This is a genomic window from Fusicatenibacter sp., assembly GCF_977045365.1.
In genome coordinates this window covers 18,857-34,298 of sequence record NZ_CDRRUH010000017.1, presented here as the reverse complement: position 1 = coordinate 34,298, position 15,442 = coordinate 18,857, and the positions used below count along the sequence as shown (strand labels likewise).

At 50.5% G+C, this 15,442-nt stretch carries 14 protein-coding genes and 1 riboswitch; of the genes, 11 read left to right on the top strand and 3 right to left on the bottom strand.

The window, feature by feature from the left end; genetic code table 11:
• Positions 1 to 37 precede the first annotated feature (37 nt).
• A riboswitch (TPP riboswitch) is annotated at positions 38 to 150 on the bottom strand.
• Between the two features lie 277 nt (positions 151 to 427).
• The 5 genes from ACY2VW_RS05800 (at position 428) to ACY2VW_RS05780 (ending at position 5,520) form a co-directional block, all read left to right on the top strand.
• The gene (locus ACY2VW_RS05800) at positions 428 to 1,045 is read left to right on the top strand and encodes a DUF4867 family protein (protein WP_461874511.1); all 618 of its coding nucleotides are present in this window, start codon (positions 428 to 430) and stop codon (positions 1,043 to 1,045) included.
• A gap of 109 nt (positions 1,046 to 1,154) precedes the next feature.
• Entirely contained in the window at positions 1,155 to 2,621 is a 1,467-nt protein-coding gene (locus tag ACY2VW_RS05795) for an L-fucose/L-arabinose isomerase family protein (protein ID WP_461877396.1), read from the top strand.
• Between the two features lie 124 nt (positions 2,622 to 2,745).
• A complete protein-coding gene (gene xylB / locus ACY2VW_RS05790) occupies positions 2,746 to 4,215 on the top strand; it encodes a xylulokinase (RefSeq protein WP_117510258.1) in 1,470 nt (489 codons plus the stop codon).
• A 21-nt stretch (positions 4,216 to 4,236) separates the two neighbouring features.
• The gene (locus tag ACY2VW_RS05785; RefSeq protein ID WP_461877384.1) at positions 4,237 to 5,124 is read left to right on the top strand and encodes a helix-turn-helix domain-containing protein; all 888 of its coding nucleotides are present in this window, start codon (positions 4,237 to 4,239) and stop codon (positions 5,122 to 5,124) included.
• Between the two features lie 96 nt (positions 5,125 to 5,220).
• The gene (locus tag ACY2VW_RS05780; protein ID WP_461874513.1) at positions 5,221 to 5,520 is read left to right on the top strand and encodes a YerC/YecD family TrpR-related protein; all 300 of its coding nucleotides are present in this window, start codon (positions 5,221 to 5,223) and stop codon (positions 5,518 to 5,520) included.
• Between the two features lie 59 nt (positions 5,521 to 5,579).
• On the opposite strand, the gene ACY2VW_RS05775 is transcribed toward ACY2VW_RS05780, so the two are convergent.
• The gene (locus tag ACY2VW_RS05775) at positions 5,580 to 6,200 is read right to left on the bottom strand and encodes a DUF1836 domain-containing protein (protein WP_461877383.1); all 621 of its coding nucleotides are present in this window, start codon (positions 6,198 to 6,200) and stop codon (positions 5,580 to 5,582) included.
• 178 nt (positions 6,201 to 6,378) lie between these two features.
• Between ACY2VW_RS05775 and pcrA the strand changes: the two genes are divergently transcribed.
• The gene (gene pcrA, locus ACY2VW_RS05770; protein WP_461877382.1) at positions 6,379 to 8,607 is read left to right on the top strand and encodes a DNA helicase PcrA; all 2,229 of its coding nucleotides are present in this window, start codon (positions 6,379 to 6,381) and stop codon (positions 8,605 to 8,607) included.
• 67 nt (positions 8,608 to 8,674) lie between these two features.
• Here the strand turns inward: pcrA and ACY2VW_RS05765 are convergent, their stop codons facing one another.
• Positions 8,675 to 9,592 carry an N-acetylmuramoyl-L-alanine amidase gene (locus ACY2VW_RS05765; protein ID WP_461877380.1) on the bottom strand — a complete coding sequence of 306 codons (918 nt, stop codon included), beginning with the start codon at positions 9,590 to 9,592 and terminating at the stop codon, positions 8,675 to 8,677.
• Between the two features lie 190 nt (positions 9,593 to 9,782).
• On the opposite strand from ACY2VW_RS05765, the gene ACY2VW_RS05760 reads away from it, so the two are divergent.
• Complete coding sequence (locus ACY2VW_RS05760; protein ID WP_461874516.1) at positions 9,783 to 10,439, top strand: NAD(P)-dependent oxidoreductase; 657 nt, start codon at positions 9,783 to 9,785, stop codon at positions 10,437 to 10,439.
• Between the two features lie 2 nt (positions 10,440 to 10,441).
• Positions 10,442 to 10,963: a phosphatase PAP2 family protein gene (locus tag ACY2VW_RS05755; protein ID WP_055268201.1), complete on the top strand. Its 522-nt coding sequence runs from the start codon at positions 10,442 to 10,444 to the stop codon at positions 10,961 to 10,963.
• Here ACY2VW_RS05755 and ACY2VW_RS05750 read toward each other — a convergent pair.
• Positions 10,899 to 12,461, bottom strand: coding sequence for a PucR family transcriptional regulator (locus ACY2VW_RS05750; protein WP_461877379.1), 1,563 nt, complete (start codon positions 12,459 to 12,461; stop codon positions 10,899 to 10,901). The two genes, ACY2VW_RS05755 and ACY2VW_RS05750, sit on opposite strands and share 65 nt — an antisense overlap.
• Positions 12,462 to 12,792: 331 nt before the next feature.
• Here ACY2VW_RS05750 and ACY2VW_RS05745 point away from each other — a divergent pair, with 331 nt between their 5' ends.
• From ACY2VW_RS05745 to ACY2VW_RS05735, 3 genes are all read left to right on the top strand, one after another.
• Positions 12,793 to 13,743 carry a diacylglycerol/lipid kinase family protein gene (locus tag ACY2VW_RS05745; RefSeq protein ID WP_461877377.1) on the top strand — a complete coding sequence of 317 codons (951 nt, stop codon included), beginning with the start codon at positions 12,793 to 12,795 and terminating at the stop codon, positions 13,741 to 13,743.
• On the top strand, positions 13,740 to 14,675 hold the full coding sequence (locus ACY2VW_RS05740; protein WP_461877375.1) for a glycerophosphodiester phosphodiesterase family protein: 936 nt from the start codon (positions 13,740 to 13,742) through the stop codon (positions 14,673 to 14,675). Before ACY2VW_RS05745 ends, ACY2VW_RS05740 begins: the two co-directional genes overlap by 4 nt.
• Before the next feature lie 85 nt (positions 14,676 to 14,760).
• Entirely contained in the window at positions 14,761 to 15,432 is a 672-nt protein-coding gene (locus ACY2VW_RS05735; RefSeq protein ID WP_461874520.1) for a phosphatase PAP2 family protein, read from the top strand.
• Positions 15,433 to 15,442 lie beyond the last annotated feature (10 nt).

Here is a 15,442-nt window from a genome sequence, read left to right as displayed (position 1 = left end):
AGGGGCTCACATAAAAACACAGTCCCGAATCACATCCGAAACCACGTTCCAGCTTCCCTACGCAGGAATTATCCCGTTCAGGTAGTGAGGGTCCGTGAGTAATCATCTTTTTCCCACGTTCTCAGCCAAAAGGCTCCCCTAGCGTCTTTATTATTTTATCGTATTAAAGTATACCCACCTCTCCCCTATTTGTCAACCCACACATTTCCCATCCTTCCGTCTTAGAACATCAGGGCGGGGGCGACGGCTGCGAAAGGACTCCTTGCGACTGTGAGGCTGTCCCCTCAACGGAGTGAGGAGCCTTCGCAGCCGCCGCCCCCGCCCGTCCGTTATTTCACACAAATACATGTTGACAACAAGTACATACAAGTGCTATATTACAATTAGTTCAATCATTAAACTAATTCCACGAAAGGAGCACCACCCAATGCAGATTCTGAAAGTAACAGACGAAGCATTCCGCCAGTACGGCAAAGTCATCAAAGACCTCGACGCCAGCGACATCATCACCGCCATGTCCGAGACCCCATGTCCCGATGACGTAGTCTACGAGCCTTCCATTGAAAGCCTCGAAGCCTGCAAAAGCGCCCAGTCCGTATCCGACAGCCTCTACGGCGGCATGCCGATCCAGATCGGCTACTGCAACGGCCACAACCACCTGCTGAACGCCGTAGAATACCACCGCGACAGCGAAATCAACATCGCCGTAACCGACCTGATCCTGATCCTCGGAAAAGAACAGGACATCACCGAAGACCACACCTACGACTCATCCAAAATGGAGGCCTTCTTAATCCCGGCCGGAACCACCATTGAAGTCTATGCAACCACCCTCCACTACGCACCATGCAACGTGGCAGCCAGCGGCTTCAAATGCGTCGTAGTCCTTCCAAAAGGAACCAATACCGACATCACCCTGGAAGAAAAACACACCCCGGAAGACGACCTGCTCTTCGCCAGAAACAAATGGCTCTTAAGCCACCCGGATGCAAACATCGCCGGAAGCGTAGCAGGCATCAAAGGAGAAAACCTCTCGGTAAAATAAACCCGGAGACAAAACCAGAAATCAGAAACACTGCCTTTAAAAGAGCAGTTCTGAACATAAAAAGAAACCAAAAACCAAGAAAACCCAAAAAGGAGGATCTTCAAAAATGATCAACAATACACCGGAAATCAAATTAGGTATCGTTGCAGTAAGCCGTGACTGCTTCCCGAACAGCCTTTCCGAGAACAGAAGAAAAGCAGTCGTAAAAGCATACGACGGAGAAATCTACGAATGTCCAATCATCGTCGAGAATGAAATCGACATGATGAACGCACTCGAAGACCTGAAAAAAGCAGAGTGTGATGCACTTGTTGTATACCTTGGAAACTTCGGACCGGAGATCGAGGAAACCCTGCTTGTAAAATACTTCGACGGACCTTGCATGGTAGTAGCAGCAGCAGAAGAGACCGGCGACGACCTTGTAGGCGGACGCGGCGATGCATACTGCGGCGTTCTGAACGCAAGCTACAACCTGAAACTGCGCAACCTGCATGCATACATTCCGGAGTACCCGGTTGGCGATGCAGAAGACGTAGCAGCCATGATCAAAGATTTCGTACCGGTTGCAACTGCAGTTGTAGCTGTTAAGAACCTGAAAATCATCAGCTTCGGACCGCGTCCGACCAACTTCCTGGCATGTAACGCACCGATCAAACAGCTGTACAACCTCGGCGTAGAAATCGAAGAGAACTCCGAGCTTGACCTGTTTGAAGCATTCAACAAACACGCAGGCGACGAGAGAATCCCGGCAGTCGTAGAAGATATGGCAAAAGAGCTCGGCGAAGGAAACCTGAAACCGGAAATCCTGCCGAAACTGGCTCAGTACGAGATCACCCTGTTAGACTGGATCGAAGCGCACAAAGGCTCCAGAAAATACGTAACCCTGACCGGAAAATGCTGGCCGGCATTCCAGACACAGTTCGGATTCGTTCCTTGCTATGTCAACAGCCGTCTGACCAAGATGGGCATCCCGGTATCCTGTGAGGTAGATATCTACGGAACACTGTCCGAGTTCATCGGAACCGTTGTATCCAAAGATACCGTAACACTCCTCGACATCAACAACACCGTTCCGAAGGATATGTATGAGAGCGAAATCAAAGGCAAATTTGATTACACCTTAAAAGATACCTTCATGGGATTCCACTGCGGAAATACCGCTTCCACCAAACTGGCATTCTGCTCCATGAAATATCAGATGATCATGGCAAGAACCCTTCCGGAAGAAGTAACACAGGGTACCCTCGAGGGAGATATCGTTCCTGGAGACATCACCTTCTATCGTCTGCAGAGCACATCTGACGCAAAACTGCGCGGATACATCGCAGAGGGCGAGGTTCTTCCTGTAGCAACACGTTCCTTCGGAAGCATCGGTATCTTCGCTATTCCGGAGATGGGCAGATTCTACCGTCACGTACTGGTAGAGAAAAACTATCCGCATCACGGCGCAGTAGCATTCGGACACTTCGGAAAACCGTTATTCGAAGTATTCAAAATGCTCGGTGTTGAAGTAGATGAGATCGGCTACAATCAGCCGAAGGGTGTTCGTTACCCGACAGAGAATCCGTGGGGCTGATCCGTTCCGGAAGATTCACTGAAAAATAAGAAAGATATGCAGTAACGCATAAGCAAAAGGGCGGAGCAGAGATCTAGGTCTGCTGCCGCCCTTTTTGAAAAAGAGTAGAAAAAGGAGATTCGACATGTATTTTATTGGTGTTGACCTTGGTACTTCCGCTGTCAAACTGCTTCTGATGGACGAGGAAGGCAAAATTGTAAATATTGTATCGAGAGAGTATCCGCTGTATTTCCCGCATCCAGGCTGGTCTGAGCAGAAACCGGAAGACTGGTGGGAGCAGAGCAAAGAGGGAATCCGCGAGCTGGTAAAAGACGTAGACAAATCCCAGGTAGCCGGCATCAGCTTCGGCGGCCAGATGCATGGCCTTGTCATCCTGGATGAGAACGATAACGTCATCCGCCCGGCGATCCTCTGGAACGACGGCCGTACCGCAAAACAGACCGATTATCTAAACACCGTAATCGGAAAAGAAAAACTCTCCGAGTACACCGCAAACATTGCATTTGCAGGCTTTACCGCACCGAAGATTCTCTGGGTGAAAGAAAATGAGCCGGATAACTTCGCAAAAATCTGCAAAATCATGCTTCCAAAAGATTACCTGGCATACCGTCTCTCCGGCGCATTCGTAAGCGACTACTCCGATGCATCGGGCATGCTTCTGATGGATGTCAAAAACAAATGCTGGTCCAAAGAGATGGCAGAAATCTGCGGTATTTCCCTGGAGATGCTGCCGGAGCTCCATGAGAGCTTTGACGCTGTCGGAACCTTAAAACCGGAAGTAGCAGCAGAACTTGGACTGCCGGAGACCTGTAAAGTTGTAGCAGGAGCCGGAGACAACGCAGCAGCCGCAGTCGGAACCGGAACCGTAGGCGACGGCATGTGCAACGTTTCCCTTGGTACAAGCGGAACCGTATTCATTTCCAGCAACAAATTCGGCGTAGACAGCCACAATGCCCTGCACGCATTCGCACACGCAGACGGCCACTATCACCTGATGGGGTGCATGCTGAGCGCAGCTTCCTGCAACAAATGGTGGATGGATGAAATCATCCGCACAAAAGAATATACAAAAGAGCAGGAGAACATCACAAAGCTTGGTGAGAATAATGTCTTCTTCCTGCCGTATCTGATGGGCGAGCGTTCCCCGCACAACAACCCGGATGCAAGAGGAACCTTCATCGGCCTGACCATGGATACCACAAGAGAGGATATGACCCAGGCTGTTCTCGAGGGCGTTGCCTTTGCGATCCGCGATTCCTTTGAGGTAGCAAAATCCCTCGGCATCCAGATCGAGAGAACGAAAATCTGCGGAGGCGGTGCAAAGAGCCCTCTGTGGAGACGCATGATCGCAAACGTGCTGAACATCAAAGTGGACCGTATTGAGTCTGAGGAAGGCCCGGCACTTGGCGGAGCCATGCTGGCAGCCGTTGCCTGCGGTGTCTTTTCATCCGTAGAAGAGGCGGCAGAAAAAATTGTTCGTGTGACAGAGACCATCGAGCCGGAACCGGAACTGGTTGAGAAATATGAGCGCCAGTATCAGAAATTTGCAAAGATTTATCCGACTGTAAAAGATCTGTTTACAGAGCTGCTGTAATAAAAAGAGGTAAGAAATAAGATGAAGAAAGTGGAACATGGGAAAACATTTGACCGGAATGCAGCAAACCCGCCGGCGTTTGAAATCTTTCACAACACCGTGACAGAAGGCTATCCGGAGCACTGGCATACCGCAATTGAAATTATCATGCCGACCAGAGGCGAATATGAGGTTGTTGTCGGAAAAGACAGCTATAATCTCAAAGAGGGCGACATCATCATGATCAATTCCGGCGTTGTACACGGAATGAGATTCGTATCCCAGGGAGAACGGATTGTCATGCTGGTGGAACCGGGCTGTGTGGAGAATCAGGAAGAAATGGAAACGATTTTCCTGCGGCTTCCGGCCATCTACTTCAAAAAAGAGGATGAGGAAGATCCCTTCTATCTGTTTCTGCGCAGCCAGATTCTGGAACTGGTGCGGGAATACGATAATCAGGGCGCAGTGATGACGCACGGAATCTGCACCGGCCTCAAAGAGCTTTTTTCAGAGTTTGGCCGCAAGGGCTTTTCGGATGCCAACGCGCAGAATACGTTCGGGGCAATGAAGCAGCAGGAATATATCGAGGCTGTTTTAAGCGCCTGCCGTTATATCAATGTCCATTACATGGAGAATCTTTCTCTCGAGGAAGTAGCTGCGGTCAGCGGATTTTCCAAGTTCCACTTTACCAGAATTTTCAAGCAGTACATGAACATGACATTCTATGAGTACCTCAATTCTAAACGCGTCAAACGCGCAGAGGAGCTTCTGTACGACAAAAAGATGAGTATCACGGATGTGGCGATGAATTCCGGATTCTCTTCTTTAAGTGCCTTCAACCGTACCTTCAAGACGGTAAAGGCATGTTCGCCGAGCGATTACCGCAGACAGCGGGAGTCGATAGTACAGGCTTTGCTGATGCAGGGATAAAAGGACTTGTATTTCACACTTTACTGTGCTAAAATGGTAGTATTCCGAGTTATAAGAATGAGATGGGGACTTAATTTTCGTACAGGAGGGTTTGAAATGAACAAGAAACTTCATACAGAAGCAGTAGACCAGCTTTTTGAGGCAATTCTGTGTCTGAAGAATAAGGAAGAATGCTATACTTTTTTTGAGGATGTATGCACCATCAATGAACTGCTTTCGCTGTCGCAGCGGTTTGAAGTGGCGAAAATGCTGCGGGAGAAGAGAACGTATCTGGAAATCTCCGAAAAGACGGGAGCATCCACGGCGACGATCAGCCGCGTGAACCGTTCCTTAAGCTATGGAAACGACGGGTATGAGATGGTGTTTGAACGGATGGAAAAGAAAGAAAATGTGTAAAATCAAAAAAGACGGTGCGATTCCAACGCAGCCGTCTTTTTTTAATTACACGTTTGTTCTTAATTTTTCTTTTTCGGATCAGAAGGCGCCGCGAGGGATGCCAGTTCATCCACCATGTGCTCGATCATCTGTTTTTTCAGATAGACATCGAAACTCAGCAGACAGATAAACGAAAAGAGCTGGAGAAATTCCCGGTCCTCCTCCGGTGAGCTGCCGAACATGGACTTGGATACATCCGCTTTTTTCAGAAGATCTTCTTTTACGGATGCAATTTCTTCTTTTTCCATCTGGAAAATTTCGTCGTAGATATCTTTGATGGAAAAGCCGCTCTCCGTGCCGAAATACCGAGCGGTGATCGGGGCGAGCAGTGTCTGGATATCCGTGATCGAGAGGATGTTTTTAAAGTAGTAAATAAAAACCAGAAGCATCATGTGCTCCGGCGAATATTTCTTTTTGACCGGCGGCGGGAGCAGCTTGTTTTTTGCATAGTTGTTGATCATTGTTTTTGTCAGAACCTTATCGGACTCGAAGCGGCGCGAAGAAGCGAGCTGTGCGTCCATAAAGGTCGTGACCTGGTCCATATATAAAGCAATATTCGGGATTTCCCCCGGGCGGATGCCTTCGAGAGAATCCAGTGAATTCAGTAAATCATGAAGAATTTTATCTGAGTCTATCGTCATTTGTTATCACCTCACTGTTCCCATTATATAGTTTTCAATACCAGATAGCAAGGACTTTGCGAAAAAAAGTTTCCATGATAAAAATGCAACGTATGTTCGTTCTTACTTGTAACCGGGGCGGATTTGTTATATACTGAGATGCATGTGAAAAGATTCGAAGCAGATGAGGAGAAAGAATATGAATCAGACAGAAACAGGATTAAACCCAATGCAGATGGAAGCTGTGGAGCACACCGAAGGGCCGCTTCTGATCCTTGCAGGTGCCGGTTCGGGAAAGACGAGGGTACTGACACACCGCATCGCCTCCCTGATCCGGGACAAAGGCGTCAATCCGTGGAATATTATGGCGATCACCTTTACGAACAAGGCCGCCGGAGAAATGCGTGAACGTGTCGATAAAATCGTGGGATACGGATCGGAGCGGATCTGGGTCAGCACCTTCCATTCCAGCTGCGTGCGGATTCTGCGCCGCCATGCTGACCGTCTGGGATACGCCAACAATTTTGCAATTTACGATACCGATGACCAGAAATCGCTGATCAAGGACATCATGAAACGGCTCCAGATGGATCCGAAACTGTACCGCGACCGTGCGATCATGGCGGCAATTTCGTCCGCAAAGGATGAGATGATCGAGCCGGACCAGTACCGGATTGACGCGGGAATCGACTGGAAGCTGCAGAAGTATGCGGCAGTTTATGCGGAGTATCAGGCAGAGTTAAAGAAAAACAATGCGATGGACTTCGATGATCTGCTGGTACAGACCGTAAAATTATTCCAGCAGTTCCCAGAAGTGCTCGACTATTATCAGGAGCAGTTCCGCTATATCATGGTCGATGAGTATCAGGATACCAACACGGTTCAGTTCCGCTTTGTGAGCCTTCTGGCGGCAAAATACCGCAATCTCTGCGTTGTCGGCGATGATGACCAGTCGATCTATAAATTCCGCGGGGCGAATATTGAAAATATTCTGAGTTTTGAGCATGTCTTCCCGGATGCGAAGGTCATTAAACTGGAGCAGAATTACCGTTCCACGCAGAATATTCTGAATGCGGCAAATGAAGTGATTGCGAATAACCAGGGACGAAAAGCAAAACGCCTGTGGACAGAGAACCCGGAGGGAGATCTCATCGATCTGCGGCAGTTCCAGAGCGGTTTTGAGGAGGCGGAGTACGTGGCAGGAGAAATCACGCGCGGCGTCCGCACGGAGGGAAAGAAGTACCGTGATTATGCAATTCTCTACCGTACCAACGCACAGTCCCGTCTTTTTGAGGAGAAACTGCTGCTTGCAAATGTTCCATATAAAATCGTGGGCGGTGTCAACTTCTATGCGAGACGCGAGATCAAGGATCTGCTGGCGTATCTGCGTGTGATCGAGAACCCGGAGGATGACCTTGCGGTACTGCGTATCATCAACGTTCCGCGGCGCGGTATCGGAGCGGCGACGATCAACAAAGTGCAGGACTGGGAGGCAGAGCAGGGCATCCGTTTCTACGATGCGCTTCTCGAGGCCGAGTATGTGCCGGGGCTGATGCGGTCTTTAAATAAGATTAAATCCTTCACGTCCTTTTTACAGGTACTCCGCGCGAAAGCAGATTATCTGTCGGTCAAAGAGCTGCTGAATGAAATCATCGAGGAGACCGGCTATGTAGCAGATCTGCAGGCGGAGGGAACCGAAGAAGCGGCAGCCCGCATCGAGAACATCGACGAGCTGATTTCAAAGATTGCGGATTATGAGGAGAGCGCCGAACAGCCATCTCTCGGTGGTTTTCTGCAGGAGGTTGCGCTGGTGTCTGATATCGACTCGGTGGATGAGGAGAGCGATTACGTGCTGCTGATGACACTGCATTCCGCAAAAGGACTGGAGTTCCCGAACGTATTCCTTGCCGGCATGGAGGATGGTATTTTCCCGAGCTACATGACGATCACCGGAGATGATCCGTCGGAGCTGGAGGAGGAGCGCCGTCTCTGCTACGTGGGCATCACGCGTGCGATGCAGCATCTGACATTGACGTGTGCGCGCCAGAGAATGATCCGCGGCGAAGTGCAGTACAACAAGATGTCCCGTTTTGTCAAAGAGATTCCGCGGGAGCTGATTTCCCTGGAGCGGGAGCGCGGGGAGATCGAAGACCGGAAGCCGAAGATGGACATTCCGACGAGAGGCAGTGTCTATGCGGCGATGAAGCAGGCATTCCGCGAGAAGCCGCAACAGGCGAAAACCTTCAGCGCGCAGAAGGCGACGAAACTCGATTACGAAATCGGGGATACGGTGCGCCATATCAAGTTCGGTGTCGGCATTGTCACGGATATCGTGGACGGCGGAAGAGATTATGAAGTTACCGTCAACTTCGACCAGGCTGGTACGAAGAAAATGTTTGCTTCGTTTGCAAAACTGAAAAAGCTATAAGGAGAACGAGAGCGTGTCGGAAAACAAAATTCCGGCACGCTCTTTTTTCGACTGATGCGTCAGACGATCAGGTGGTAATCAGGGTGGAATAGCCGTCGCGGCGCAGGCGGCGTTCCATCAGAATGGCATTTCCGAGCTGGCGGTAAGCGCCGACCTGGACCTTGAAAAAGCCGTCCTCGGCGAGAAGAAAAGCGGGATAGCCCTGGTCGAGAAGGTCGTAAAGCATACGGTCGGCATTCTGGCGGATGCGGAAAAGGCCGGTCTGGACACGGTAGAAGGTTTCCGGTGTGTCGGAAGGATTTTCCTGTTCCGGCGGCGTGGGACGGGGCGGAGCGGCAGGACGCGGAGGCTCCCGTCGGGCTGTCGGGTCCGGTATATCGTCCGGGCGATCGGAGCGGTTTTCACGGGCTGCTTCCGTTTCCGCAGCACGCCGGTCAGCCTCCGTGACCGTCTCGAGATCCAGCGTTCCAAGCACTGCATCCGCGATGGCGCGGGCGATTTCTTCCTGCTTTTCATCGTAGAGCGTATTGTCCTGCTCATTGTTCAGAAAGCCGGTTTCAATCAGAAGAGCCGGCATTTTCGTCCGCCGCAGAACAACAAGCCCTGGCCGTGCCTTGACTCCGAGATTCCGGAATCCCAGCTCCGAGAGCGCGCCGTTAATGTTTTCTGCCATTGTCTGTTTGATGCCAGAGTTGTCATAGACAAGCGTTTCCACGCCGGTATACTGGTTCGGTTCCTCCGAAGAATTCCGGTGAAAAGAAATAAAAAAGTCGGCATCCGCCTGATTGGCCATCTGCGCCTTTTCAAACGGCGTCTGATAAACATCGGTTGTGCGGGTATAAATGACAGAGACACCCTGCCGGGAAAGAAGCTCGCCGACCGCCATGGCGAGGGAAAGATTGTCATCCTTTTCCCTGCGTCCCTCATAGACAGCGCCCGGATCACTTCCCCCGTGTCCGGCATCGATTACGATAGTATAGGGCATAAGATCAAAGCTCCTGAAAATACGGTTCTACTTACGATATGAAGAAAGGACGAAAAAGGTTATACTTTTTTTAGTTTTATTTCATTGTATCGTATACGGCCGGTGTGTTAGAATAGGAGATAACATTAGGAAAGTGTGTCAAAAAATCTGCGGAGGATACAAAAGACACACAGATGAGAGTGAGGATTTCATGAGAATTACAATATTCAGTCTGGGGGGACTGCTTGGACAGTATGTGACCAACACGGCGCTTCTTCACGGCGCACAGGTGACCGCCTACGTGCCGGATGCAAAAGCGATCTGGCCGAGAAAAAATCTGACCGTGATTGAGGGAAGCCTTCAGAACCGGGAACGCGTGCTGGAGGCACTGCTGGAAGCGGATGCAGTCATCAGCGTGCTGGCTCCGATGCGTGTGAAATATGTAAAAGAAGAGGAGACACCGCTGGCTGACGGAAACGCGATGATTCTCTCGGCCATGAAGCAGCTTGGAAAAACGCGGTTTGTGACGGTAGGCCATGTCTGCATTCATGCGTTTGGAGACTGCGAGGACAAATACCAGAGAATGAGTACGAAATTCATGCAGATTTTCTGGCCAGGTGTCTATAAAGATATGCAGAAGATGGGACAGGTTCTGGCACGGAGCGATCTGAACTGGACACTGGTGCGGACGTGTCCGGGAAGAGACGGGAAAGTGAAAAAGGTAGGGCAGAACTGCAGTATTTCGCTGGACGGCAGCCAGTTCCGGCCTGGATACTCGAGAGAGGCCCTGGCGGAATTTCTGTACGAGGCGGCCGCCGATCAGCAGATGTACAGCAGAAAAATGCCCATTTTTTACAGAGAGGGGTAAGAATGGATTTTTCAATTTTATATGCACTGCAGCATCTTCACAATGCAGTGCTCGACCGGGTGATGGTGGGAATTACTTCACTTGGAAATGCGGGATGGATCTGGATTGCGCTGACCGCCGTTTTCTTAATCCTTCCGAAATACCGGAAATGCGGTGTAAGAATGGCGATCGCGCTGATTTTAGATTTGATTTTATGTAATCTGGTGTTAAAGCCGCTGGCAGCGCGCCCGCGTCCTTGCTGGATTGACGAGCAGGTAAAGCTGCTGGTTGCCGCTCCGAAGGACTATTCCTTCCCATCGGGCCATTCGGCAGCCTCGTTTGCGGCGGCAGTCTCTATTTTTGTGATGCACAAAAAAGAAGGAGCTGCCGCACTGATTCTGGCCTGCCTGATTGCATTTTCCAGACTGTATCTGTTTGTGCATTTCCCGACCGATGTCCTGGCGGGAATTGCGGTTGGTTTTATCTGTGCTTTTCTGGCTGCGAAGATCCAGAACGGTTTTCTTCTTCGTTCTCGAGGTCGATAAAACGGAACGAAAGCATCAGATACAGAATTTCATCCGGGCTGGAAAGATCGGATTCTAAAATTTCCTTGATCTTTTCCAGGCGGTAGAGCAGGGTACTGCGGTGGATAAAAAGCTCACGCGCCGTCTGGACGACATTGCAGTGGTTGTCCAGATAGCAGCGGAGCGTCCGCATATAGTCACTGCCGGCGCTGTCGTCGTGCTCCTGCAGAAAGAGAAGTCTCTCATGGCACAGCATGTAGCCTGGGAGCTTTTTTGTTGCCTGATCGAGGATGTAGTCAAACGAGATGTCGTTGAACGGATGCATCCGTTTGTCGGGATATTTTCGCGTACCGAACTGCAGGGCGATTTTTGACTGGATATACTGGCGGCGCAGATTCATGTGGCCGTTCATGCAGCGCGAAAAGCCGGCATTTAAGGAACTGTCCTCCACAAAGTGCACCATGCGTTCCATCAGATCGGTCATGGAAAAATCGGACAGCGTGAGGTTAAAGAACGCAACGATACCGCCGCCGTGCGGAAACGCGGAGCAGCCGGTCAGAATATTTTCCAGATAGGCGCAGACCGAGTTTGCCGTCAGGTTTTTCTGATCCATATCGGAGAGCTGCAGATAGAGGCAGCAGTAGGTGTGGCGGGAATACCAGCCGAGCGCATCGAGAGCCTGGCTGACCGCAATATAGTCGGCCATCCGGTCGTCGAGGGCACGGAGCAGCACGGTGTGAAGCGACTGCGCCGGCGAGGTTTTCTGCATCACATTGTGCAGGAAGGCGTGATGGATCATTTCTGCAAGAAATTCAAGAAGAAAGCCTTCGGAATCAGAAAGATCCTTTTTCGTGTCGAGGAGCAGCAGGCGGTAGGCGCTCTGACCATGCTGCGTGATGTTGACGCCAAGAGAGCCAAGTCCCGTGACGTGTTCCGGAAAGCGGAACCATCCATCGAGATCGCGGACGGATGCGTATTCGCTGCTTTCTGTCAAGGAGAGCAGAAGCGGGCGCGTTGCATCGAGGGAGCCAAACACCTTCTCGGGAAAAAAGGAAGGTTCTTCGGACGCTGCAGCGATGATGGAAAAATCCATGCCGACCACCATCAGCGGGTGGGCAAAAACAGGCAGGGAGAGATTTAAAAGATGCTGGATCGATTTTCCGTCGAGCCGTGCCTGCATCAGCTCCTTCTGCCAGGAATCGTACGTCCAGAAAAGCTCCTGCAGGAACGAAAAAACAGCGGATACGCTGCTCTTAACGGCGATCGAAACCGGAGCCGGAAGTTCCTCCGGCAGTTCTTCGGTACAGAGAAGAAAAAGGGAGCTGCTTTCTTCCGGGAGGGAGGAAAGAGAGCCGATCTGTTCTTCTGTGCAGAGAAAGACCCGGTGCGCAGTGGCTGCGGAGCCTGTCTGATAAAGAACAGGCAGTTCCAGTGTGCCGGAGAGCGGCAGGTTTTCCGGTGCAAGAACCGAAAAAGCGCTGCTTAGTTTATACGCGAGAAATGCGGGGGAGAGCTTCATCGTATCATCCTCCCTGCGCGTGTCATATCGTAAAAATTCATAAAAACCTCCTCAGAAATGAGTGACGTTCTGCGGACGAAACCGCGGTACTTTTTATTTTAGCAGAACAAAAAGGTCTGTCAAGAAAGAAAAGACAGGGGTGCGGGAATTTTTACGGCGGCAACAAGTTAAGATTTTGTGAAGATAGTTGTGGTTTGCGGGGAAAACTGCTACAATATGGCTGATTTGGTTACTGTTCACTCAGCAGTGAAACACTTGCTGTTTCGCTGCGTAAGAATATGATTCAGGTGATTTGAAGTGGTTTTTACAGAAGAAAAAGGAAGGTATGACTTTGAGGTATCATATTATAGTAAATAAAAAATCGCGGTCGGGGCGCGGCGAGAAGCTGTGGCCGGTGATGGAAGGCGAGCTTGAGCGGCGCAGGACGGAATTTCGTGTATATCCGACAAAGTATCACGGAAGCGCACGGGAGACGGCAGCACGGCTGACCGCGAAAGGGGTATGGAATCCCGATGATGTCCTTCTGGTGATCGGCGGAGACGGTACGGCGAATGAGGCGGTCGATGGAATCACCAGCCTGTCGGATGTAAAGTTCGGTTATATTCCAACGGGAAGCGGCAACGATTTTGCGCGCGGTGCCGGAATTCCCTCCGATCCGCTGCAGGCGCTGGAAGCTGTGCTGAAAGGGGAGGAAAAGGAGATCAACATTGGAACGGCGCTTCTTGGCAGCCAAAAGCGGAGATTTCTCGTCAGCACCGGCATCGGTTTTGATGCAGGCATCTGCCACGAGGCGCTGGCATCAAAAATCAAGAATACGCTGAACCGGCTGCATCTGGGAAAACTTACGTATGTGATGATTGCACTGCGGCAGCTCTTTTATCTCGAACCGTTCACACTGGATGCAGCGCTGGAAAACGGAGAACACCGTTCGTTTGAAAATGTTCTTTTTGCAGTGGCAATGAATTTTCCGTACGAAGGCGGCGGCTTCCGCTTCTGCCCGGAGGCGGACGGGACAGATGATCTGCTCGACGTGATGGTGGTTTCCAATCTTGCCAAATGGAAAGTCAGCTATCTTCTGCCGATGGCGCTGTTTGGACGCCACACGGGATTTCCTGAGGTACATATGGAGCGGTGCAGCAGCCTTTCCTTTCAGACAGACCGTGCGGAACCGGTCCACCTGGACGGAGAATCGGGCGGACACCGCACGGAGGAAAGGATCGGACTGGAAACGGAGCGTCTCCGCCTTTTGGGCGACTGGGTGAAAGAAGGGATGGAAAGATGATGTTCTGGATCATATTTTTTGCAGTGCTTGCCGTCCTGGCAGCAGGTTATTTCTTTTCCATTCTGCCGGCTACATCGAGACGGCAGGAATGTCTGAAATTTGCGGAATGGAATTATGCGCACCGCGGTCTGTGGAACGCGGCGGAGGGAATCCCGGAGAATTCTCTTCCGGCTTTTGCCCGCGCGGCGGAGCAGGGATATGCCATCGAGCTGGATATTCAGATCACAAAGGATGGCCGGATTGTGGTGTTCCACGACGACACGATGAAGCGGATGTGTGGAAACGAGGGAAAAATCAGCGATTATACGTATGAGGAACTCCAGCAGTTCCATCTGGGCGACAGCACGGAAAAGATTCCGCTGCTTCGTGAGGTACTGCAGACGGTAGACGGCCGCGTGCCGCTTTTAATCGAAATCAAGATGCCGGGACTTTCCACGGCGGTCTGTGCGGGATTTCAGAAGGAGATGGAGGGGTACACCGGCATGTTCTGCATGGAATCCTTCAACAGCCTGGCTCTCCGCTGGTGCCGCCGCCACATGCCGCAGACGTTGCGCGGCCAGCTTTCCGGCCGCTTTTCAAAGGATGACAAGGTGCATCTGATCCTGCGGGTAATGGCGCGTCATCTGATGCTGAATTTTATCGGAAAACCGGATTTTATCGCCTACGACCACCGCTACGCCGACTGCCCGGGCTTCCTGATTGACCGTATGCTGTTTCGGACACCGGCATTTGCATGGACGGTAAAAGATGAGCATGTATATAATCGGACACGGAAAAAATTCGACGCGGCGATCTTTGAACATTTCCATCCCAAGGACGGCTTTCAGAAACCGAAACGGCATCACCGAAGCGGAAAAATGCAGGCGCAGAAGGTTATTGTAAAAAAAGAAAAGAACAGGTTAGAAAGCGATGAATTGTTTCTTAAAAAATAATAAAGCTTATTGACTTCGGTTTTCGGTGTGCTATAATTTCAGCAGGTTGAAGAGAAAAACCTCGTCAGAAAAGTGGAGGGAAACTATGAAGACAATAAAAAAATATAAGCATTTTCTTCCGGTAGTGGTTTATGGTATTTTCTATCTGGAATGTTTTCAATATCTGGAAACGCACATTACGAAAGGTTATCATCTGATTCATACTCCGTTTGATGATATGATTCCGTTCTGTGAGTTTTTTGTGATTCCTTATTTTATGTGGTTTGGATATATTGCATGGTCAGTCCTTTATTTCGGCCTCTGCAACAAGAACCGCAGAGAATATTATCAGCTGATTATCAACCTGGGAATCGGAATGACGGCGTTCCTCGTGATTTCCTATCTGTACCCGAACGGCCAGAACCTGCGCCCGACGGTATTCCCACGGGAGAACATTTTCACGGATCTGGTCAGAGGCCTTTACCTGACAGACACACCGACCAACATATTCCCAAGTATTCACGTATATAATTCCGTAGCCGTAGCTGTTGCCGTAGAACACAGCGAGCAGCTCAAAAACCGCCCGGTATTCCGAAACGTCTGCCTGGGTCTGACGGTGCTGATTGTGCTTTCGACCATGTTTTTAAAACAGCACTCCGTATCGGATGTGTGCTGTGCGCTTGTTATGAATGCGGGAACCTGTATGCTGCTGTACAGACCGGCGAAGGCTGGCAGTGCACTGCGGACACGGGAGAAGAAAGCGAAATATAGAATGTAAAAACGGACGG